Annotated in this window: 19 protein-coding genes; 11 read left to right on the forward strand and 8 right to left on the reverse strand. The window is 70.7% G+C overall.

Annotated features, from left to right (window positions below; genetic code table 11):
• Nucleotides 1-93 precede the first annotated feature (93 nt).
• Complete coding sequence (locus M2157_RS35910) at nt 94-807, reverse strand: DUF2293 domain-containing protein (protein WP_280867294.1); 714 nt, start codon at nt 805-807, stop codon at nt 94-96.
• A gap of 125 nt (nt 808-932) precedes the next feature.
• Between M2157_RS35910 and M2157_RS35915 the strand changes: the two genes are divergently transcribed.
• Together M2157_RS35915 and M2157_RS35920 are read left to right on the forward strand one after the other, a co-directional pair.
• Nucleotides 933-1,565, forward strand: a complete 633-nt coding sequence (locus M2157_RS35915; protein ID WP_280867295.1) for a uridine kinase — start codon at nt 933-935, stop codon at nt 1,563-1,565.
• 159 nt (nt 1,566-1,724) lie between these two features.
• A complete protein-coding gene (locus M2157_RS35920) occupies nt 1,725-2,156 on the forward strand; it encodes a CBS domain-containing protein (RefSeq protein ID WP_280867296.1) in 432 nt (143 codons plus the stop codon).
• A gap of 21 nt (nt 2,157-2,177) precedes the next feature.
• Here M2157_RS35920 and M2157_RS35925 read toward each other — a convergent pair whose 3' ends face one another.
• Nucleotides 2,178-3,305, reverse strand: a complete 1,128-nt coding sequence (locus M2157_RS35925; RefSeq protein WP_280867297.1) for a magnesium and cobalt transport protein CorA — start codon at nt 3,303-3,305, stop codon at nt 2,178-2,180.
• A gap of 241 nt (nt 3,306-3,546) precedes the next feature.
• Here M2157_RS35925 and M2157_RS35930 point away from each other — a divergent pair, with 241 nt between their 5' ends.
• Nucleotides 3,547-4,341, forward strand: a complete 795-nt coding sequence (locus M2157_RS35930; RefSeq protein WP_280867298.1) for a methyltransferase domain-containing protein — start codon at nt 3,547-3,549, stop codon at nt 4,339-4,341.
• 37 nt (nt 4,342-4,378) lie between these two features.
• On the opposite strand, the gene M2157_RS35935 is transcribed toward M2157_RS35930, so the two are convergent.
• Nucleotides 4,379-5,317: a sugar kinase gene (locus M2157_RS35935; RefSeq protein WP_280867299.1), complete on the reverse strand. Its 939-nt coding sequence runs from the start codon at nt 5,315-5,317 to the stop codon at nt 4,379-4,381.
• Nucleotides 5,314-6,222, reverse strand: coding sequence for a pseudouridine-5'-phosphate glycosidase (locus M2157_RS35940; RefSeq protein ID WP_280867300.1), 909 nt, complete (start codon nt 6,220-6,222; stop codon nt 5,314-5,316). Before M2157_RS35940 ends, M2157_RS35935 begins: the two co-directional genes overlap by 4 nt.
• Before the next feature lie 99 nt (nt 6,223-6,321).
• Here M2157_RS35940 and M2157_RS35945 point away from each other — a divergent pair, with 99 nt between their 5' ends.
• Complete coding sequence (locus M2157_RS35945; RefSeq protein WP_280867301.1) at nt 6,322-6,750, forward strand: VOC family protein; 429 nt, start codon at nt 6,322-6,324, stop codon at nt 6,748-6,750.
• Nucleotides 6,751-6,810: 60 nt separating this feature from the next.
• On the opposite strand, the gene fdhA is transcribed toward M2157_RS35945, so the two are convergent.
• From fdhA to M2157_RS35960, 3 genes are all read right to left on the reverse strand, one after another.
• Nucleotides 6,811-8,037 carry a formaldehyde dehydrogenase, glutathione-independent gene (gene fdhA, locus M2157_RS35950; RefSeq protein ID WP_280856892.1) on the reverse strand — a complete coding sequence of 409 codons (1,227 nt, stop codon included), beginning with the start codon at nt 8,035-8,037 and terminating at the stop codon, nt 6,811-6,813.
• 131 nt (nt 8,038-8,168) lie between these two features.
• Nucleotides 8,169-8,723, reverse strand: coding sequence for a methylated-DNA--[protein]-cysteine S-methyltransferase (locus M2157_RS35955; protein ID WP_280867302.1), 555 nt, complete (start codon nt 8,721-8,723; stop codon nt 8,169-8,171).
• A gap of 56 nt (nt 8,724-8,779) precedes the next feature.
• A complete protein-coding gene (locus M2157_RS35960) occupies nt 8,780-9,649 on the reverse strand; it encodes a glycerophosphodiester phosphodiesterase family protein (RefSeq protein ID WP_280867303.1) in 870 nt (289 codons plus the stop codon).
• A gap of 278 nt (nt 9,650-9,927) precedes the next feature.
• On the opposite strand from M2157_RS35960, the gene M2157_RS35965 reads away from it, so the two are divergent.
• The 7 genes from M2157_RS35965 (at nt 9,928) to M2157_RS35995 (ending at nt 18,673) form a co-directional block, all read left to right on the forward strand.
• Nucleotides 9,928-10,791 (forward strand): MHYT domain-containing protein, encoded by an 864-nt coding sequence (locus M2157_RS35965; protein WP_280856889.1) that lies wholly within the window; start codon nt 9,928-9,930, stop codon nt 10,789-10,791.
• Between the two features lie 74 nt (nt 10,792-10,865).
• Entirely contained in the window at nt 10,866-13,001 is a 2,136-nt protein-coding gene (gene uvrB, locus M2157_RS35970) for an excinuclease ABC subunit UvrB (RefSeq protein WP_280856888.1), read from the forward strand.
• Nucleotides 13,002-13,135: 134 nt separating this feature from the next.
• Complete coding sequence (locus M2157_RS35975) at nt 13,136-13,714, forward strand: TerD family protein (protein ID WP_280856887.1); 579 nt, start codon at nt 13,136-13,138, stop codon at nt 13,712-13,714.
• Nucleotides 13,715-13,766: 52 nt separating this feature from the next.
• Nucleotides 13,767-15,866 carry a TerD family protein gene (locus M2157_RS35980; RefSeq protein WP_280856886.1) on the forward strand — a complete coding sequence of 700 codons (2,100 nt, stop codon included), beginning with the start codon at nt 13,767-13,769 and terminating at the stop codon, nt 15,864-15,866.
• A 226-nt stretch (nt 15,867-16,092) separates the two neighbouring features.
• Entirely contained in the window at nt 16,093-17,094 is a 1,002-nt protein-coding gene (locus tag M2157_RS35985; protein WP_280856885.1) for a TerC/Alx family metal homeostasis membrane protein, read from the forward strand.
• Nucleotides 17,095-17,224: 130 nt separating this feature from the next.
• On the forward strand, nt 17,225-17,527 hold the full coding sequence (locus tag M2157_RS35990; RefSeq protein ID WP_280856884.1) for a hypothetical protein: 303 nt from the start codon (nt 17,225-17,227) through the stop codon (nt 17,525-17,527).
• Nucleotides 17,528-17,572: 45 nt separating this feature from the next.
• A complete protein-coding gene (locus tag M2157_RS35995) occupies nt 17,573-18,673 on the forward strand; it encodes an ionic transporter y4hA (protein ID WP_280856883.1) in 1,101 nt (366 codons plus the stop codon).
• Here the strand turns inward: M2157_RS35995 and M2157_RS36000 are convergent.
• A complete protein-coding gene (locus M2157_RS36000) occupies nt 18,663-19,967 on the reverse strand; it encodes an MFS transporter (RefSeq protein WP_280867304.1) in 1,305 nt (434 codons plus the stop codon). The two genes, M2157_RS35995 and M2157_RS36000, sit on opposite strands and share 11 nt — an antisense overlap.
• Nucleotides 19,968-20,004: the final 37 nt, after the last annotated feature.

Genomic DNA, 20,004 nt, shown 5'->3' on the forward strand with positions numbered 1-20,004 from the left:
CGTCCACCCCACCCGAACGCCTGAGGTCCGTCACACCAGTTGTTCCGCCGGTCGTCCGTCTCCGCCGGGCCCCAGCAGCAGGTGCCGGAGCCCTCAACCCGGCGCCTGAGCCACCCCCTCCACCATTCCCATGACCCGCCACCCCCTGAGCACCGCCTCCACACCCCCCGAGATCCGTCGCCGCGCCTCGTGCCGCGTCACCCCGCTCATCAGCAACGTGTCATACGGCGTGTCCACATGCCGCACGGAAGCCACCACCGCCGAGATCACCGCGCCCTCCGACAAGGCTCGTCCCGCCGCGCTCCGCCCCACACGCCCGCTGCCGCGCAGGGACGCATGCGAGGCGATGGCCCGAGCCCGCTCGTCAGGGCACCCCGGAAACAACCGCTGTATCTCCGCCGCGAACGCCTCGGTGAACCGCACGTCCTCCGCCGCCCGCCGCCGCGCGTCCCGCACCCGGCGCCGCCGCCGTGCCTCCGCGTCGGCCAGGCACCGCTCCTCGGCCCGCGCCAGCCCCGCCTCCTCGACGAGGACGCCCTGCCGTTCGTAACGCCCCCTGCGCCGGCTGAACCGCACGACGACCGCCGACAGCGCACTCTCCTCCCGCGAGCGGCGCGTGAGCGCGGTGTCGCCGCGCGGCAGGAACACCAGGTGCCCGAGGTCGGCGCAGTCGAGACACCGCGGCGCCCCGCCCTCGACGACGAGCATCGCCAACGGCCCGCCCCGGCACTCCGCACAGTGCCGTCTCCGCAACGGCTGGACGACAAGGGGTCCGCCGGGGGTCGGGGGAGTCGCGAGGCCTGTCATGAGGGGTTCATTCCCCGGCCATGCTCATTACTGACACCGACCAACCGGTGTGTGATCCCTGCCCGCAGCCCACCGGGTCCACGAGCGCGACGCCTTCGGAACATCGGCTGACGCATCATGGCCGTGTGCGACTCGAAGCGATCACCTGGGAACGGCTCGGCGAGCAGCTGGCCGACCGGCTCCTCGACCTGCAGCCGGCCGACGGCAGCCCCTGGCCCCGAGTCGCCCTCGACGGCGCCCCGGCAGCCCGCCCCGGTGAACTCGCCGAGCGTGTCGCCGAGGCTCTGCGGATACGCGGCCGCCCTTCGCTCGTCGTCGGCACGGAGGGCTTCCTGCGCCCCGCCTCGCTCCGTCTGGAATACGGCCACCACGACCTGGAGGCCTACTACAGCGGCTGGTTCGACACCGGCGCTCTCTGGCGCGAGGTCTTCGGCCCCCTCGAACCCGGCGGCGACGGCCGAGTCCTGCCCGACCTGTGGGACCCGGTCACCGACCGCGCCACTCGCAGTTCCTACGTCCATCTCCCGCCCGGCGGCGTCCTGTTGCTCCACGGCCCCCTCCTGCTGCGCCACTGGTTCCCCTTCGACCTGACCGTCCACGTCCTCCTCTCCGAGGGCGCGCTCCGCCGCCGTACCCCCGAGCCCGACCACTGGACCCTCCCCGCCTACGAGCGCTACGCCGACGAGACCGACCCGGCCGGCACGGCCGACGTCCTCGTCCGCGCCGACGACCCCCGCCACCCGGCGTGGAGCGGCTGACCCGGGCCGTCCGGGGACCGTGGCGTCGCTGCCCGAGCCCGGCCGCCGTCACCGAAGGGTTCCGGGTGCGGGCCCCCGCGGGCGCGACGAGAATGTAGGGCGCCGGGACTTGCGGTGCCGTCCGCGCCGCGCCGGCCGTCCGGCACCGGGAGGTACTCCATGACCACCGCCGGAGACATCATGCACCGGGGTGCCCAGTGGATCCCCGCCCACGAGACCCTCGACCGCGCCGCCCAGCTGATGCGTGAACTCGGCGTGGGCGCCCTGCCCATCAGTGACGCGAACGAACGGCTGTGCGGCATTCTCACCGACCGCGACATCGTCATCGGCTGTGTGGCCGTGGGCCACGACCCGGCCAAGGTCACCGCGGGAGAGATGGCCCAGGGCACACCCCGCTGGATCGACGCGAGCGCCGACGTCGCCGACGTCCTGCACGAGATGGAGGAGCACCGGATCCGCAGGCTCCCCGTCATCGAGAACAAGCGCCTGGTGGGCATGATCAGTGAGTCCGACCTGGCCCGGCACCTGACGGACGAGCAGATCGCCGGCTGGGCCGAGAGCGTCTATGCGCGCAGCTCCACCACCCACTGACCGTCCCGCGGACGACCCCCGTCAAAGCCAGCCGTTGCGCCGGAAGCCGCGGTAGAGCACGCCACAGGCTACGGCTATGACGCCCATGACCAACGGGTAGCCGAACGTCCAGTGCAGCTCCGGCATGTGGTCGAAGTTCATGCCGTACACACCGCAGACCATCGTCGGGACGGCGATCACCGCGGCCCAGGCCGTGATCTTCCGCATGTCCTCGTTCTGCGAGACCGTCACCTGCGCTAGGTGGGCCTGCAGGATCGAGTTGAGCAGTTCGTCGAACGCGGCGATCTGCTCCTTGGCGCGCAGCAGATGGTCGGAGACATCGCGGAAGTACGCCTGTATCTCCGGGGCGATGACGTGGATCGGGCGTGTGGAGAGCTCCTCGAGCGGGCGGCTGAGCGGGACCACCGCCCGCTTCAGCTCCAGGAGTTCGCGCTTGAGCTGGTAGATGCGGCCCGGGTCGACCCGGGCGCCGTTCTCCGCGAACACCGCCGTCTCGACCAGGTCGATGTCCGACTGCATCGAGTCGGTGACGTCCAGGTAGTCGTCGACCACATGATCCGCGATCGCGTGCAGCACCGCGGCCGGCCCCTTGGCGAGCTGCTGAGGGTCGGACTCCAGCTCCTCGCGCAGCGGACCCAGCGATCCGTGACTGCCGTGCCGCACCGTGATCACGAAGTCCTCGCCGGCGAACACCATGATCTCTCCGGTGTTGACCACTTCGCTCGTCGCCGTGAGCTCCTCGTGCTCGACGTAGCAGACCGTCTTGAACACCGCGAACAGCGTCTCGCCGTAGCGCTCCACCTTCGGGCGCTGATGGGCCTCGACCGCGTCCTCGACGGCCAGCGGGTGCAGGTCGAAGAGGTCCGCGATGCCCTCGAACTCATGGTCCGACGGCTCGTGCAGTCCGAGCCAGACGAAGCCGTCCCGGCTCTTGCGCACCCGCTCCACGGTGTCGACCAGATCACCGTCGACCGGGATGCGGGATCCCTCCCTGTACGTCACGCAGTTGACGACCGAGGTGCCCAGCGGGGAGCGGGCGTGATGGCTCAGGTCGACGCGCGGGCGCCGCCGGGCCAGCCGGGCCACCTTGCGCAGGCCGCCGACGCTGCCGAGGCTCGTGACCTTTCGCAGATTCCCTGCCATGGACATCCGGATCTCCTCGCGTGGATCTCCCAGCGACGCGTGTCTGCGTCCTGGCGGGCCAGTTTGCCAGGCCGACGTAAGCGTCGGGTGAGCCTGTGGGCATGGAGGGTTCCGCTTGGTTCCCGCCTGTGGACAACCGGCCGGCGCCCGCCTCGGCGCCGTCGCCTCGTCGGACGGAGGCCGGCCAGGTCGCCGTAGGACCGCGTCGTCCGTTTCGGACAAGCCCGCCAACTGGGATCATCGCGGCATGACACGAACCGACCGGTATCTCCTCGACAACCGGCAGACGGAGGCGGGAGAGCGCTTCGACGCCTTCGCCACCCTCTTCGACCCCACGACCTTCCGGCACATCGAAGGATTCGGCATCGGATCCGGCTGGCGCTGCTGGGAGGTCGGCGCGGGCGGCACGTCCGTGGTGTCCTGGCTGGCCAAGAAGGTCGGTCCGACCGGAAAGGTCGTCGCGACCGACATCGACACCACGCGCCTGGCCGCGGCGGGCCGCCCGCCGGTGGACGTACGCGTTCACGACGTGAGCGCCGAGGAACCGCCGGGGGAGGACTTCGACCTGGTGCACGCCCGGCTCGTCCTCGTCCATGTGCCGGACCGGGAACGGGCGTTGCGGTCGATGATCAAGTCCCTGCGCCCCGGCGGACGGCTCCTGCTGGAGGACGCCGACCCCGCCCTGCAACCCCTGACCTGCCCCGACGAGCGCGGCCCCGAGCAGCAACTGGCGAACCGGCTGCGCCAGGGGTTCCGCCGGCTGCTCGCCGACCGCGGCGCCGACCTCTCCTACGGCCGCACCCTCCCGCGCCTGCTTCGCGAGGCCGGTCTGCGCCAGGTGACGGCCGACGCCTACTTCCCGCTCGCCTCGCCGGCCTGTGCCGCCCTGGAGTCCGCCACGATCCGCCAGATCCGCGAGCAGCTCGTCACGGCGGGCCTCGCCACGGACGAGGACATCGACCGCCACCTCGCCAACGTCGCCACCGGCACGATGGACCTGGCCACGGCCCCGTTGATCTCGGCATGGGGCCGCAAGGCGTAGGACGGGCGCGGAAGCCGGGGCGCCGGGCTGCCGGTCGTCAGTCCGGCAGCGGAGGTCTCCCGCCCACCCGCTCCACGGCCAGCGCTCCCGCCCGGCATCCGTCCGCCACCGCGTCCTCGGGTGCGGCGCCCGCCAGCAGGGCCGCGAGGAACGCGCCCGTGAAGGCGTCGCCCGCCCCGGTCGTGTCCCGGGGCGTCGCCGCTACGGCGGGCACGTGGGCGTACACGCTGCCGGAGCGCGCGATGACCGCGCCCTCCGCGCCCTGCTTGACGACCACCAGCGGGACGTGGCGGCTCAGCTTGGCCGCCGCGTCCGCCGCGTCGGGCAGCCCGGTGAGCAGACACGCCTCGTCCCGGCTCGGCAGCAGAACGTCCACCCCCTCGACCAGCGAGAGGCAGCGGTCCACCCCCAGCTTCCGGAGGAAGCCCGCCGACGCAGGATCGAGGCTCACCGGAACACCACGCGCGTGTGCCGACTCCATGGCCACCGCCACCAGCGCCCGGCTCGGCTCCGAGAACAGCAGATAGCCCGACAGGTGCAGCCATGCCACGCCGTCGAGCAGCGCGTCCGACCAGTCGTCCGGCTCCAGCCGCAACGAGGCGCCGCTGTCCGTGAGTAACGTCCGCTCGGCGCCCTCACCGGCGTCCACGAGGCAGATCACCGTCCCGGTCGGCGCCTCCGGATCGACGACGAGCCGCGGCCGTACCCCGCACTCGGCCAGCTCCCGCTCGTGCCACGCGGCCGCCTCCGCGCCCACCCGCCCCAGCAGCCGCACCACCGCACCGCCCCCGCGGGCGGCCCAGCAGGCCACGTTGGCCCCTGCCCCGCCCGGCACCGTACGGATCGCGGCAGCGGTGTCCGTGCCCGCGGCGAGCGGCCCCCGGTGCCGGGCGACGACGTCCGTGATGACGTCCCCGACGACCAGCAGGGCGCCCCCGCGGTCGGCCGCGGCGGTACCGAGCCCGTCCGTCTTCACGCCCCGGCCCGGGCCGCCGCGATCCGCCCCGCCAGCCGCACGTTGCCGCGCACCGCCGCCAGGTTGGCGCTCAGCGAGGCGCCGCCGGTGTGCCGCACCAGGTAGTCCAGCAGAAACGGCGTGACCCCTTGACCGGTGACCCCCGCCTCCTCACACGCCTGCAGCGCGGCCGCGAGCACACGCGCGTGCAAGTCGGGATCCAGCTGCTCCTCCTCGGGGACGGGGTTGGCGACGATCAGCGCAGAGCCGGGCGCGCCCAGCGCTTCCCGCGCCCGCATGACCTCCGCGACCTGCTGCGGGGAGTCCAGCCGCCACTCCACGGGGTAGCCGGAGTCGGACAGATAGAAGCCGGGGAAGCGGTCCGTCCCGTACCCGGCGACCGCCACCCCCAGCGTCTCCAGTCGCTGGAGCGTCGCCGGCACGTCCAGGATGGACTTCACGCCCGCGCACACCACGGTGATCGGTGTGCGCGCCAGCAGGCCGAGGTCGGCCGACTCGTCCTGGGTCGTCGTCCACTCGCGGTGCACCCCGCCGAGCCCGCCCGTCGCGAACACCTCCACCCCGGCCAGGGCCGCCAGCTGCGCCGTGGCCGACACGGTGGTCGCCCCGCTCACCCCCGCGGCCACCGCGAGCGGCAGATCCCGGTGACCCAGCTTGCGGATCCCGTCCTCGTTGGCGACCCGCTCCAACTGCTCCTTGTCCAGGCCGACCAGGGGCCGCCCGTCCAGTACGGCGATCGTCGCCGGTACGGCTCCCTGCCGCCGTACGACGTCCTCCAGCTCCAGCGCCACCTGCAGATTGCGCGGACGCGGCAGCCCGTGCGCGATGATCGTGGACTCCAGGGCCACCACGGGTCGACGCGCGTCGATCGCCTCGCGCACCTCTTCGGACACCACCAGCACCACGGGCCTGCCTCCTGTCGTTCGGTCTTCCCTCATCTCTGGCGGGCCGCACGTCCGGTCAAACCCTTGCGGGCTGTGGAGGACGACACCAGCCTGGGAAGCATGAAGGACAACTCGACACGTCTCGACCATGTCGTCCTCTGGGTCCGTGACCCGGTGGCATCGGCCGACTTCTACGAGAAGACCCTGGGCATGGAACCCGTGAGGCTCACCGACTTCGCCGCGGGGGCGGTGTCCTTCCCCTCCGTACGGCTCAACGACGAGACCATCTTCGACCTCATGCCGCTCACCATGGCGGACCACATGAAAATGGTCCCTGGCGCTGCCGAGAGCGCGGGACACCCCGTCAATCATGTCTGCCTGGCCCTGCCCGCCGACGATTTCGAGACACTCCGCGCCCGCATCGAGGAAGGGTCCGTGCCCGTCTCGGACTTCTCCCGCGACTCCTTCGGCGCCCGCGGTATGGCCCGGCGCAGCTTCTACTTCCGGGACCCGGACGGGAACGTCTTCGAGGCGCGCCACTACGACTGACGCGGACCGACGTGCGAGGGGGCCACACGCCACGCGCGTGTGGCTCCCTCCTGCGATACGTCAGACCGGCCGTACGCCGGTCAGCGCTCCGTGCGGGTCGAGCACGTACTTACGGCTGGCGCCCTGGTCGAACTCGGCATAGCCACGCGGTGCGTCGTCCAGTCCGATGACGGTCGCGTTGACCGCCTTGGCGATGTGCACACGGCCGTGCAGGATCGCCATCATCAGACTCCGGTGGTACTTCATCACGGGGCACTGTCCGGTGGTGAAGCGGTGGCTCTTGGCCCAGCCGAGCCCGAGCCGTACCTTCAGCGTCCCGCTCCTGGCGTCGTCGTCGACCCCACCGGGGTCATCGGTGACGTACAGGCCGGGGATACCCAGCGCACCGCCCGCGCGTGTGATCCCCATCAGCGAGTTGAGGACCGTCGCGGGTGCCTCCGGGGCGTCCCTGCCGTGAGCACGGGCCTCGAAGCCCACCGCGTCGACCGCGGCGTCCACCTCGGGCTCCCCGAGGATCTGCGCGATCTGGTCCTCCACGCTGCCCTGCGACACGTCGACCGTCTCGCAGCCGAAGCTCCGCGCCTGGGCCAGACGCTCGGCGTTGAGATCGCCGACGATGACCACGGCGGCCCCGAGGAGCTGCGCCGACGCGGCCGCCGCCAGACCCACCGGGCCCGCCCCGGCGACGTACACGGTCGAACCGACGCCCGCGCCCGAACTCACGACGCCGTGGAAGCCGGTCGGGAAGATGTCCGACAGCATGGTCAGATCGAGCAGCTTCTCGCGGGCCTCGTCCCGGTCGGGGAACCTCAGCAGATTGAAGTCCGCGTACGGCACCATGGCGAACTCGGCCTGGCCGCCGACCCAGCCGCCCATGTCGACATAGCCGTAGGCCGCCCCGGGGCGGGACGCGTTGACGTTCAGGCAGATGCCGGTCTTGCGTTCCTTGCAGTTACGACACCGCCCGCAGGCGATGTTGAACGGTACGGAGACGATGTCGCCGACGCCGATGAACTCGACGTCCGGACCCCGTTCGACGACTTCGCCGGTGATCTCGTGTCCGAGGACCAGTCCCTCGGGCGCGGTCGTCCGTCCGCGCACCATGTGCTGGTCGCTGCCGCAGATGTTGGTGGCGAGGACCTTGAGGACGACCCCGTGCCGGCACTTCCTGCCGACCGCTTCGGGGGACACCCCCGGTCCGTCCTGGAGCTCAAGCGTCGGGTGGTCGACGGTCCTGACCTCCACAGCGCCCGGCTTGAGATACGCGACTGCCCTGTTTCCGCTCATGTCTGATCGCCGTCCCTTCGGCTCCGATCCCTCGGATGCCAGTGGCTGTGCGCATGGCGGAGTCTGCTACCGGGTCGGCCTTCCGGCCAGCCGTCGCGCGCGGTCCTTCACGAAGGGATGCCGCCCGAGCGTCAGAACAGCGGCTCCGGCAGCACGCCCTCCAGCGCGAGCAGCTTCCGCTTGGTCTCCAGACCGCCGCCGAACCCGCCGATGCCGCCGTCGCTCTCCACGACCCGATGGCAGGGCACCACGACCGGCAGCGGATTGGAGCCCATGGCCACCCCCACGGCCTGCGCGGCACCCGGCTGGCCGACCCGTCCGGCCAGATCGCCGTACCCGACGACCTGGCCGTACCGCACACCGGACGCCAGCTCGCGCAGCACCTGCCGGTTGAAGCCCGAGATCAGCGACCAGTCCAGGGACAGCTCGAAGTCGTGCCGTTCGCCCGCGAAGTACGCCTCGACCTGGCGCATCGCCTCGGCCAGCAGCGCGGAGCCGGGCGCCTCGACGGGCTCGGCGCCGAGCCGGGACGCGAGCCGCTCCAGTGCTTTGTCGCGGACCGGCTCGGTGGCGTGGAAGACCACGTTGACCAGACCCTCGTCGGTCGCGGCCAGCAGCAGCGGCCCGATGTCCGTGCCGACGACGGTCCACACGACCCGCTGCTCGTCCTGCCCTTGGCTGTTCATGCGTCCACCGTACGAGCCGGCACTGACAACGCCCGGCGGTCCGCGTGAACAGGCCGCTACCCGCGCAGCGCGTCCCGCACCACGTCCGGCTTGTTGGTGATGATGCCGTCGACGCCGTGCCCGGCGACCAGCCGTGCGGCGTCCGCGGTGTTGACGGTCCAGGCGGAGACCTCGAGCGGCTTGCCGTGCGGACCCGTGAAGGCATGGATCGCGGAGACGTACGCCCTGGAGACGGCGGCGTGCGACGGGTTGATCTGGTCGGCGAAGGCCGCGTACGCGTGCAGGTCCGCCACGGACGGCGCTCCGAGGAAGCCGGTCTTCACTCCGGGCTTGAGATCGTGGACGGTCCGCAGACTGGCCGCGCTGAAGCTCTGCACGACCAGCCGGCTCCTGTGCTTGCGGTCGAGCCATCCCTCGTTGCTGAGGAGTTTGAGGGTCTCCTGCTCGATGCCGGGATACAGCTCCGGGTTCTTGAGTTCGAGCAGCAGCTTCTGATGGTGAAGATCGACGCGGTGCACGTACTGCTCGAGCGTCGGCACGCGTGCGCCCGCGTAGGCGGCGCCGAACCAGCTGCCCGCGTCCAGACGCGCGATTTCGGCGGCGGTGAAGTCCTTCACCTTCCAGGGCGCCCGACCGGGGAAAACCTGCTCCACGTCGGTGGTGCGCCGGAGGCTGTCGTCGTGGAGGACGACGAGTTTGCCGTCCCTGGTGCGCTGGACGTCGTTCTCGACCCAGACGGCGCCGAGCCGTGCGGCCTTGTCGACGGCGGTCAGGGTGTTCTCGGGGGCGTAGGCGGAGGCGCCCCGGTGGGCGATGATCGCGGGCGGTGTGCCGTCCTCGACGGCTCGGACGTCGGTTGCGGGAAGCAGGAGGGCGGCGGTCCCCAGGAGCGCGGTGGTCGTGGCGGTCGCGGCGCGCGCGTGCATACGTACTCCTCGCGTCGAGCAATCACGTACAGCACAACTGTGACAGCACCGCGTCAACGGCAGTGGGGTACAGAATGGCCACATCCTGAATGGTCGTGTTCCAAGTCCGCTCACCGGTGCCGCACAACTGGGGCAAGGGCGTGTTTCTTTGCCGGAAAATCGTTCGACCATTCCGGTGAGGGTCATACTCTCTGCCTCGACCCCGACCGCTCGGGCGGTGCTGGGAAGGGCACATTTCAGGGAATTCCAGGACGCAAAAGGGCGGAAGGTAGCCGCGCATGCAAGGCACGGTCGACGGATTCAGTTACGGACTCGTCACACCGCTGGTGGCCTACCTCATGGCCTGCCTCGGCGGCGCCCTCGGCCTGCGCTGCACCACCAGATCCATGCTGGTCAGCCGGTCCTGGCGACCCGGCTGGCTGGCCCTCGGCTCGGCGGCGATCGGCTCCGGCATCTGGACCATGCACTTCGTCGCGATGATGGGGTTCACGGTCGAACAGGCACCCGTCCACTACGACAGGGCCATCACCTTCGCGAGCCTGGGCGTCGCCATCGTCATGGTGGGCATCGGGGTCTTCATCGTCGGCTACCGGGGCGCGACCGGAACACCCCTGATGACCGGCGGTGCCGTCACCGGCCTGGGCATCGCCTCGATGCACTACCTGGGCATGGCGGGGATGCGCCTGAACGGGCAGCTGGAGTACAACACCGTCACCGTCGCCATCTCCGTGGTCATAGCCGTCGTCGCAGCCACCGCCGCCCTCTGGGCCGCCGGGCAGGTCAGGGGATTCATGTGGAGCGTGGGCGCGAGCCTGATCATGGGCCTCGCCGTCACGGGCATGCACTACACCGGCATGGCCGCCCTCAGCGTCCATGTGCACCACTCGTCCGCCCCCGTCGCCGGTGAATCGCCCGCCTCCCTGCTCGCGCCCATGATGATCGGCCCGCTCGCCTTCCTGCTGCTCGCGGCTGTCGTCGTGATGTTCGATCCGCTGATGGTCATGGGCAAACCCGTGTGGTCCCCCGTCGAGAACAAGCCCGGCGTCCCCGCGCGCGAACTCGTCCACCACCCGGCCGCCCGCCGCCCCTCGCTCCGCCGGAACCTGAACCACCGCGACTCCCGCACCCCGCAGAACCGCTGACCCACCGGCCCCTCCTCCGCCCCGGAACCCCTGATCGGGCCGCGTTGTCAGTGGGGAGTCGTACGGTGGACTCCATGCGGCCCGTTTCCCACATCGAACGTACGGTGGCGCCCTTCGAGGTCGTCAGCTCCTACCAGCCCAGCGGCGATCAGCCGGCGGCCATCGCCGAGCTGGCCAAGCGCATCGAGGCAGGTGAGAAGGACGTCGTCCTGCTCGGCGCGACCGGCACCGGAAAGTCCGCCACCACGGCGTGGATGATCGAGAAGCTCCAGCGCCCCACCCTGGTGATGGCCCCGAACAAGACGCTGGCCGCCCAGCTGGCGAACGAATTCCGCGAGCTGCTGCCGAACAACGCCGTCGAGTACTTCGTCTCGTACTACGACTACTACCAGCCCGAGGCCTACGTCCCGCAGTCGGACACCTACATCGAGAAGGACTCCTCGATCAACGAGGAGGTGGAGCGCCTGCGCCACTCCGCGACCAACTCGCTGCTCACCCGCCGAGACGTCATCGTGGTCGCCTCGGTCTCCTGCATCTACGGCCTCGGTACCCCGCAGGAGTACGTGGACCGCATGGTGGCGCTCAAGGTCGGCGAGGAGATCGACCGCGACCAGCTGCTGCGCCGCTTCGTCGACATCCAGTACACGCGCAACGACCTGGCCTTCACCCGCGGCACCTTCCGGGTGCGCGGCGACACCATCGAGATCTTCCCGGTCTACGAGGAGCTCGCCGTCCGCATCGAGATGTTCGGCGACGAGATCGAGGCACTGTCCACGCTCCACCCGCTCACCGGCGAGATCATCAGCGACGACGACCATCTGTACGTCTTCCCGGCCTCGCACTACGTCGCGGGACCCGAGCGCATGGAGCGGGCCGTCAATGACATCGAGAAGGAGCTCGGGGAGCGCCTGACCGAGCTGGAGAAGCAGGGCAAGCTCCTGGAGGCCCAGCGCCTGAGGATGCGCACGACGTACGACCTCGAGATGCTGCGCCAGATCGGCTCCTGCTCGGGCGTCGAGAACTACTCGATGCACTTCGACGGCCGCGCGCCCGGTTCCCCGCCGAACACCCTGATCGACTACTTCCCGGACGACTTCCTGCTCGTCATCGACGAATCGCACGTGACCGTGCCCCAGATCGGCGCGATGTACGAGGGCGACGCCTCCCGCAAGCGCACCCTCGTCGACCACGGCTTCCGCCTCCCCTCGGCCCTGGACAACCGCCCCCTCAAGTGGGAGGAGTTCACGGAGCGCATCGGCCAGACCGTCTATCTGTCGGCGACGCCCGGCAAGTACGAGCTCTCGCGCGGGGACGGCGTCGTCGAGCAGATCATCCGCCCCACCGGCCTGATCGACCCCGAGGTCGTCGTCAAGCCGACCGAGGGCCAGATCGACGACCTGGTGCACGAGATCCGCACCCGCACCGAGAAGGACGAGCGCGTCCTGGTCACCACGCTCACCAAGAAGATGGCCGAGGACCTCACCGACTACTTCCTGGAGCTCGGCATCCAGGTCCGCTATCTGCACAGCGACGTCGACACCCTGCGCCGCGTGGAGTTGCTGCGTGAGCTGCGCTCCGGCGAGTTCGACGTCCTCGTCGGCATCAACCTCCTGCGCGAGGGCCTCGACCTGCCAGAGGTGTCCCTGGTGGCCATCCTCGACGCCGACAAGGAGGGCTTCCTGCGCTCCGGCACCTCTCTGATCCAGACCATCGGCCGCGCCGCGCGCAATGTCTCCGGCCAGGTCCACATGTACGCCGACAAGATCACCCCGGCGATGGAGAAGGCCATCGAGGAGACCAACCGGCGCCGGGAGAAGCAGGTCGCGTACAACACGGAGCGGGGCATCGACCCCCAGCCGCTGCGCAAGAAGATCAACGACATCGTCGCGCAGATCGCCCGCGAGGACATCGACACCGAGCAACTGCTCGGCTCCGGCTACCGCCAGGGCAAGGACGGCAAGGCAGCCAAGGCCCCCGTGCCCTCCCTCGGCAAGGCGGCGGCCGGCACCAAGGCCGCCAAGGGCAAGGCCAAGGAAACCGTCCCGACCGACCGCCCCGCGGCCGAACTCGCCGAGCAGATCGAGGAGATGACGGCACGCATGCGTGCCGCCGCCGCCGACCTCCAGTTCGAGATCGCGGCCCGCCTGCGCGACGAGGTCTCCGAGATGAAGAAGGAGCTCCGGCAGATGAAGGAGGCCGGCCTGGCCTGACCTCCATCGCCCTGTGTTGCAAGACCGACACAAAGTGCGTTCCGGGGTGCGTCACCGTCAGTGCCCCTGCGTAGGGTTCTGGACAACCGCGGACACCGCGGCAACTGGGGACAGCAGCGAGAGGGGTTCGGCGCGTGACCGTCAACATGACCAAGGGTCAGGCCATCAGTCTGCAGAAGAACGACGGAGGCAGCCTGACCGCGGTGCGCATGGGCCTCGGCTGGCAGGCGGCTCCCCGGCGCGGCCTGTTCGGCTCGCGCACGCGAGAGGTCGACCTCGACGCCTCCGCCGTCCTGTTCGCGGACAAGCAGCCCGTCGACGTCGTCTTCTTCCGTCACCTGGTGAGCGACGACGGCTCGGTCAAGCACACCGGTGACAACCTCGTCGGCGGCGTCGGCCAGGGCGGTGACGACGAGGCGATCCTCGTCGACCTGGCCCGCGTCCCCGTTCACATCGACCAGATCGTCTTCACCGTGAACTCCTTCACGGGCCAGACCTTCCAGGAGGTGCAGAACGCCTTCTGCCGACTGGTCGACGAGACCAACGGCGACGAGATGGCCCGCTACACGCTCGCCGGCGGCGGCGCCTACACCGCCCAGATCATGGCGAAGGTGCACCGGACGGGCCCGGGCTGGACCATGACGGCCCTGGGCACCCCGGCCAACGGCCGCACCTTCCAGGACCTGATGCCGGCGATCCTGCCGCACCTGTAACCGGCCCGCCGAGCGGCACCCGACCGACACCACGACACAGGGGGAGAAGGCGATGACGGCCGAGCTGGTGCGGGGGCAGAACCACCCGCTCTCCCAGGCCCGCCTCGAGATCCGGATCGCGGCCGGTACGCCGATCGTGGCCGGAGCCACGCTCGGCGACGAGCACGGCACGGTGCACGGCGTCGAGTGGGTCGTCCACCCGGGTGCGCCCGCCCTGCCGGGTCTGGAGGTCTCCCGGCAGGCGGCCGCCGACCACCGCCTCGCGGTCGATCTCGGCGCCGTACCCGAGGCCGTGCACCGGGTCCATGTGCTGCTCGCCCTGCCCTCGGCGGGCGGACCCGTGCGCTTCGGCGCCGTCGCCGCCCCCTTCGTCGCGGTCACGGGCCTCGACGGCACCGAGCTCGCCAGCTACACCATCACCGGTCTGGACGCCGAGTCGGCGGTCGTCGCCCTGGAGCTCTACCGACGCCAGGGCGCCTGGAAGGTACGCGCCGTCGGCCAGGGCTACGCGGGCGGTCTCACCGAACTCCTCACCGACCAGGGCCTTCCCCAGGCCCACCAGCTCGCGAACACCATCCATGAGGCGGTGGCCCAGGGGCTGGCCCGAGCCGTGACGCCCCCGGCCCGCACGGCGGACGGCGACCGCGCCCGGCAGACGGCCACGCCGGCACCGGGCCCGGAACACGGCTCTTCCGCGACGCAGGGCGCCTCCGCTGCCGTACCCCCGCAGCCGCTGTCGTCGTACGGCACACAGCCTCCGGGCACACCGCCGCAGCCGATGGCCCCGGACGGCGGCCCGGCCTCCGGCGCAGCGCAGCCCGCCTCTCCCTTCGGCGCGCAGGGCGCCCAGGCAACCGGCGGGCCGCAGCCCGGACACGCCCAGGCGCCCGCGGACGCGTCCGCCGCTCAGCCCCCCGCGCCCACCGTCGGCGGCCCGATCGATTACAGCCACCCCCGACGGCAGAACGCCGCCCCGCCCCCGCCTCCGCCCGCCGCGCCTCCCGTTCAGCCGGGACAGCCCGCCAGGCCCGTCGCCGGGGACGCGACCGGCTGGTCCATGGACGAGCGGCTCTACAACCAGGTGTGGGGCATGTTCGAGGACCTGGCCCGCTCCACGGCCGCGTACCGCAGCGCCGTCGACTTCGCCGACTCGCGCATGGAGAAGGAGCTCGACGCGGCCCTCGCCGACCCGCGCAGCCGGATCGGCGGGCAGGGCGACGCCGCACGTGAGGCGGCCCGCACCAAGCACGCCCAGCTCGTCGAACAGGCTCGTGCGGCCTACGACCGGGATCTCGGCCAGCTCACGGCCGAGTCGGAGGTGGTCGAACCCGCCCTGCCCGCGGCGTACGCCCGCTGGGACAACCCCGTCTGGCACGGCTACCGGGTGCCGTTCGAAGCACCCATGGCCGTGCGCCTGGGCGATCTGCATCTGCCCGAGTGCGCCGAGCTGCGTATCCCGATGCTGATCCGGCTGCCGCTGGAGCGGGGCCTGTGGATCGACAGCGGAGCCGCCGGATCGCTCGACGGCTCGTTCTTCGACTCCCACGAACTGCACCGCCTCGCCATGGACACGGCCGTGGCGCTCGCGGCCCGGCTCCTCGCCGTCCACCCCGCCGGGGACTACACCCTGCACGTCATCGACCCGGCCGGCTCGGGGGCGCAGTCGCTCGCCCCGCTGGTGTGGACCGGCGTGCTCGCGGCCCCGCCCGCCGTCGGCGCCGGGGGCGTGGCGGACGTCCTGGCGCGCCTCACCGAGCGCGTCGACCTCGTGCAGATGGCGGTGCGCGGAGGCGCGGCCGACTCCCTCCCGCCCGGCCTCGACACCTCCGAGCAACTCCTGATCGTCAACGACTTCCCGCACGGCTTCGACGACCGGGCCGTGACCCAGCTGCGCTATCTCGCGGACGAGGGACCGTCCGTCGGCGTCCACCTGATGATGGTCGCGGACCGTGAGGAGGCCTCCGCCTACGGCCCGCTCCTCGACCCCCTGTGGCGCTCGCTCATGCGACTGACCCCGGTGCCCGACGACCATCTCGCCGACCCGTGGGTCGGGCATGCCTGGACCTACGAGCCCGCGCTCGTCCCGCCCGGCAGCCAGGTGGTCCAGCAGGTCCTGAACCAGGTCGCCAAGGCTCGTACCAAGTATACGTAAAGGCCTTCTCACCAGGGATTTTGACCTTTCTTTTGCCAATCGCTTTACCTTTACTTGGTGATTGGGTACGGTTGGTGGCACGGAGGGGAGTACTCCCTGTCGACTGCGGCGTACCCGTCAATACGGATCAGGCCTGATCCCGGGGCGTCGGCCCACCGTGGGTGGAAGAGACCTCCGGCAGCGCGACGACGCTGGTTACTTGCCGTTACGTATTGCCGGAGGAACTGTGGATGTTTCCGTGACCCTGTGGGTCCTGACGATCGTGGGCCTCGCCGCCCTCATCGCGGTCGACTTCTTCATCGGCCGCAAGCCGCACGACGTGTCCATCAAGGAAGCGGGCATCTGGACGGTTGTCTGGATCGCCCTGGCCGGCCTCTTCGGGCTCGGTCTGTTCGTCTTCGGCGGCGGCCAGGCCGGCGGAGAGTTCTTCGCGGGCTTCATCACCGAGAAGTCCCTGAGCGTGGACAACCTCTTCGTCTTCGTCCTGATCATGGCGAAGTTCGCGGTGCCCTCGCAGTACCAGCAGCGGGTGCTTCTCGTCGGTGTCCTCATAGCCCTGGTGCTGCGCGCGATCTTCATCGCCGCCGGCGCCGCGATCATCGCCAGCTTCGCCTGGGTGTTCTACATCTTCGGCGCCTTCCTCATCTGGACCGCCTGGAAGCTCATCCAGGAGGCCCGGGCGGACGAGGAGGAAGAGGAGTTCGAGGAGAACAAGCTGCTCAAGGCCGCCGAGCGCAGGTTCGGCGTGGCCGACCGCTACCACGGCACCAAGCTGTGGATCGTGGAGAACGGCAAGCGGGTCATGACCCCGATGCTCGTCGTGATGCTCGCCATCGGCTCCACCGATGTGCTCTTCGCGCTCGACTCGATCCCCGCGATCTTCGGCCTGACCCAGGACCCGTACATCGTCTTCACGGCCAACGCGTTCGCCCTGATGGGCCTGCGCCAGCTGTACTTCCTCATCGGCGGCCTGCTGCGGAAGCTGGTCCACCTGAGCTACGGCCTGTCGATCATCCTGGGCTTCATCGGCGTCAAGCTGGTGCTGCACGCCCTGCACGAGTCCGGGGTCCACGTCCCCGAGATCAGCATTCCGGTCTCGCTCGGCGTGATCTGCGCGGTCCTGATCGTCACCACGATCACCAGTCTCATGGCCTCCAGGAAGCAGGCGGCGGCCGAGGCGGCGCAGGCGGAGGGCGAAGGCGCTCCGAAGGACAGCATCGAGGCCTGACCACAGCAGACGTAGAAGAACCAGCACCGGGAGCTGAGCGCGGCGAATTGCCGGGTATCGCTCCCGGTGCTTGTTTGGTTCCAGAGCGCGTTCCCCGGCCCGGGGGCGCCGTGGCCGGCTGGAGACATCCATGAAGTTCGTGCAGATCATCGGCTTCGAGACCGAGCGCCTGGACGAGATGCAGCTGCTGCTGCAGGAGGCGGGGCAGCGCAACGCGGGCAGGACGGGCGGCCCGACCCACCGCATGCTCCTGAAGGACCGGGACAAGCCCAACCACTATCTGGCGCTGCTCGAGTTCGACTCGTACGACGAGGCCATGCGCAACAGTGAGGACCCCGAGACGAGCAAACTCGCGGAGCAGCTGGCCGCGCTGAGCATCGGCGAGCGCGTCTACACCAACTGCGACGTCCTGGAGTCGGGCGAGCTCAAGTAGCCCCGGTGGAGTGCGCGTCCGGTCGGCCTCTGACACGATCGCTGCATGATCGCTCGGCTCCGGACGCTCACCACGCGTTGGACGTCCGCCGTGCCGGTGCTCGCGGTCGTCCTGCTGGTGTTCACATGGGGACGCGATCTGCCCGGCGCGGTCGTCGTACTCGTGACCCTGGTCCTCGCGGGGGCCGTGCTGGCCGCCGTGCACCACGCCGAGGTGATCGCCCACCGGGTCGGTGAACCGTTCGGCTCCCTCGTCCTCGCCGTCGCCGTCACGATCATCGAGGTCGCCCTGATCGTCACCCTGATGGTGGACGGCGGCGACAAGAGCTCGACGCTGGCAAGAGACACGGTCTTCGCGGCCGTGATGATCACCTGCAACGGCATCGTCGGCATCAGCCTCCTCGTGGCCTCACTGCGCCATGGCACCGCGCTCTTCAACCCCGAGGGCACCGGCGCCGCTCTCGCCACGGTCGCCACCCTGGCCACGCTGAGCCTGGTGCTGCCGACGTTCACGACGAGCAAGCCGGGCCCGGAGTTCTCCGCCACCCAGCTGACCTTCGCCGCGCTGTCCTCGTTGATCCTGTACGGCCTCTTCGTGGCGACCCAGACCGTACGGCACCGCGACTACTTCCTCCCGATCACCCGTCAGGGCGAGGTGATCACCACCGAGGACCACGCCGACGCGCCCACCGCCCGTACCGCGCTGACCAGCCTGGGCCTGCTGGGCCTCGCGCTGATCGGGGTGGTCGGCCTGGCCAAGGGAGTGTCCCCCACCATCGAGTCCGGGGTCGCCAAGGCGGGTCTTCCCCAGGCCGTCGTCGGTGTGATCATCGCCCTGCTGGTGCTGCTCCCCGAGACGATCGCCGCACTGCGCTCCGCACGCCGCGACCGGGTGCAGACCAGCCTCAACCTCGCCCTCGGCTCGGCCATGGCCAGCATCGGCCTGACCATCCCCGCGGTCGCTCTGGCCTCCGTCTGGCTCTCCGGCCCGCTCGTCCTCGGTCTGGGCTCAACCCACATGGTGCTGCTGGCCCTGACCGTGGTGGTGAGCTCGCTGACGGTGGTTCCCGGCCGGGCCACACCGCTCCAGGGCGGTGTCCATCTGGTGCTGTTCGCCGCCTACCTGGAACTGGCGGTCAATCCATAGCGGGCTCCGCCACCGCCACGGGCACCGGCCGCGTCTCCGGCAGCAACGCGAAACACCCCAGGCTGAGCAGCGCGATCCCGGTCAGATACGCACCCACGCCCCAGGGCACCCGCCCGCCGTGCTGCACCAGCGCCGTCGCCACGATCGGTGTGAGCGCGCCGCCGACGACCCCGCCGAGGTTGTAGCCGACCGCGGCACCCGTGCAGCGCACCCGCGGCTCGTACAGCTCCGGCAGATACGCGGCGATCACCGCGAACATCGTGATGAACGCGATCATCGCGCCGAGGAAACCGAGGAACATCAGCAGCGGCTCCCCGGTCGCGAGCAGCGCCACCATCGGGAACATCCACAGCGCTGCCGCCGCGCACCCGGTCAGACACAACGGCCGCCGCCCGTACCGGTCCCCGAGCACCGCCGCCACCGGCGTGAGTGCGCCCTTCACCAGCACCGCGGCCATGATGCAGGTCAGCATGACGGCACGGCTCACCCCGAGCCGCTCCGTCCCGTAGGCGAGGGACCACGTCGTCACGGTGTAGAAGATCGCGTACCCGATCGCGAGCGCCCCGGCCGTCAGCAGCACGAGCCGCCCATGGTCGCGCACCACCTCGGCGAGCGGCACGCGCGCGTGGTCGTCGATCTCCAGGAAACCGGGGCTCTCCGGGAGCGAGGAGCGCAGCCACAGCCCCACCGCCGCCAACACCCCGGCCGCCCAGAACGGCACTCGCCAGCCCCACGCGGCGAATTGGGCCTCGGACAGCGTGGTCGACAGCGCCAGCACCACCCCGTTGGCGAGCAGGAAGCCCAGCGCGGGCCCCACCTGCGGGAAGCTCGTCCACAGTCCGCGCCGCTCGGCGGGCGCGTGCTCCGCGGTCAGCAGCACGGCCCCGCCCCACTCCCCGCCGAGGCCCAGCCCCTGGAGAAAACGCAGCACCAGAAGCAGCACCGGCGCGGCCACCCCGATCGTGTCGTACGTCGGCACACAGCCGACCGCGACCGTGGCGGCGCCGGTCAGCAGCAGTGAGGCCACGAGCACCGGCCGCCGTCCGTGCCGGTCCCCGATGTGCCCGAACAGCACCGACCCGAGCGGCCGTGCGACGAACCCCACGCCGAACGTCCCGAAGGCGGCCAGCGTCCCCGCCACCGGGGAGAACGTCGGGAAGAACAGCGGCCCCAGGACCAGTGCCGCGGCCGTCCCGTAGACGAAGAAGTCGTAGAACTCGATGGCCGTCCCGGCGAGCGAGGCGGCCGCGAGCCGCGGCATGGAGGGCGCCCTTACGGTGCGTACGTCGTGCATGCCGCGTCAACTACCCACGGTGATCGGCGGTTACGGG

Source organism: Streptomyces sp. SAI-127, from assembly GCF_029894425.1.
In the GTDB taxonomy this organism is placed as follows: domain Bacteria; phylum Actinomycetota; class Actinomycetes; order Streptomycetales; family Streptomycetaceae; genus Streptomyces.

Bases quoted from the DNA above. Each gene is read 5' to 3' on its own strand.
- M2157_RS35910 (WP_280867294.1), bottom strand. From the start codon at position 807: ATGACAGGCCTCGCGACTCCCCCGACCCCCGGCGGACCCCTTGTCGTC.
- M2157_RS35920 (WP_280867296.1), top strand. From the start codon at position 1,725: ATGACCACCGCCGGAGACATCATGCACCGGGGTGCCCAGTGGATCCCC.
- M2157_RS35925 (WP_280867297.1), bottom strand. From the start codon at position 3,305: ATGTCCATGGCAGGGAATCTGCGAAAGGTCACGAGCCTCGGCAGCGTC.
- M2157_RS35930 (WP_280867298.1), top strand. From the start codon at position 3,547: ATGACACGAACCGACCGGTATCTCCTCGACAACCGGCAGACGGAGGCG.
- M2157_RS35945 (WP_280867301.1), top strand. From the start codon at position 6,322: ATGAAGGACAACTCGACACGTCTCGACCATGTCGTCCTCTGGGTCCGT.
- fdhA (WP_280856892.1), bottom strand. From the start codon at position 8,037: ATGAGCGGAAACAGGGCAGTCGCGTATCTCAAGCCGGGCGCTGTGGAG.
- M2157_RS35955 (WP_280867302.1), bottom strand. From the start codon at position 8,723: ATGAACAGCCAAGGGCAGGACGAGCAGCGGGTCGTGTGGACCGTCGTC.
- M2157_RS35960 (WP_280867303.1), bottom strand. From the start codon at position 9,649: ATGCACGCGCGCGCCGCGACCGCCACGACCACCGCGCTCCTGGGGACC.
- M2157_RS35965 (WP_280856889.1), top strand. From the start codon at position 9,928: ATGCAAGGCACGGTCGACGGATTCAGTTACGGACTCGTCACACCGCTG.
- uvrB (WP_280856888.1), top strand. From the start codon at position 10,866: ATGCGGCCCGTTTCCCACATCGAACGTACGGTGGCGCCCTTCGAGGTC.
- M2157_RS35980 (WP_280856886.1), top strand. From the start codon at position 13,767: ATGACGGCCGAGCTGGTGCGGGGGCAGAACCACCCGCTCTCCCAGGCC.
- M2157_RS35990 (WP_280856884.1), top strand. From the start codon at position 17,225: ATGAAGTTCGTGCAGATCATCGGCTTCGAGACCGAGCGCCTGGACGAG.
- M2157_RS35995 (WP_280856883.1), top strand. From the start codon at position 17,573: ATGATCGCTCGGCTCCGGACGCTCACCACGCGTTGGACGTCCGCCGTG.
- M2157_RS36000 (WP_280867304.1), bottom strand. From the start codon at position 19,967: ATGCACGACGTACGCACCGTAAGGGCGCCCTCCATGCCGCGGCTCGCG.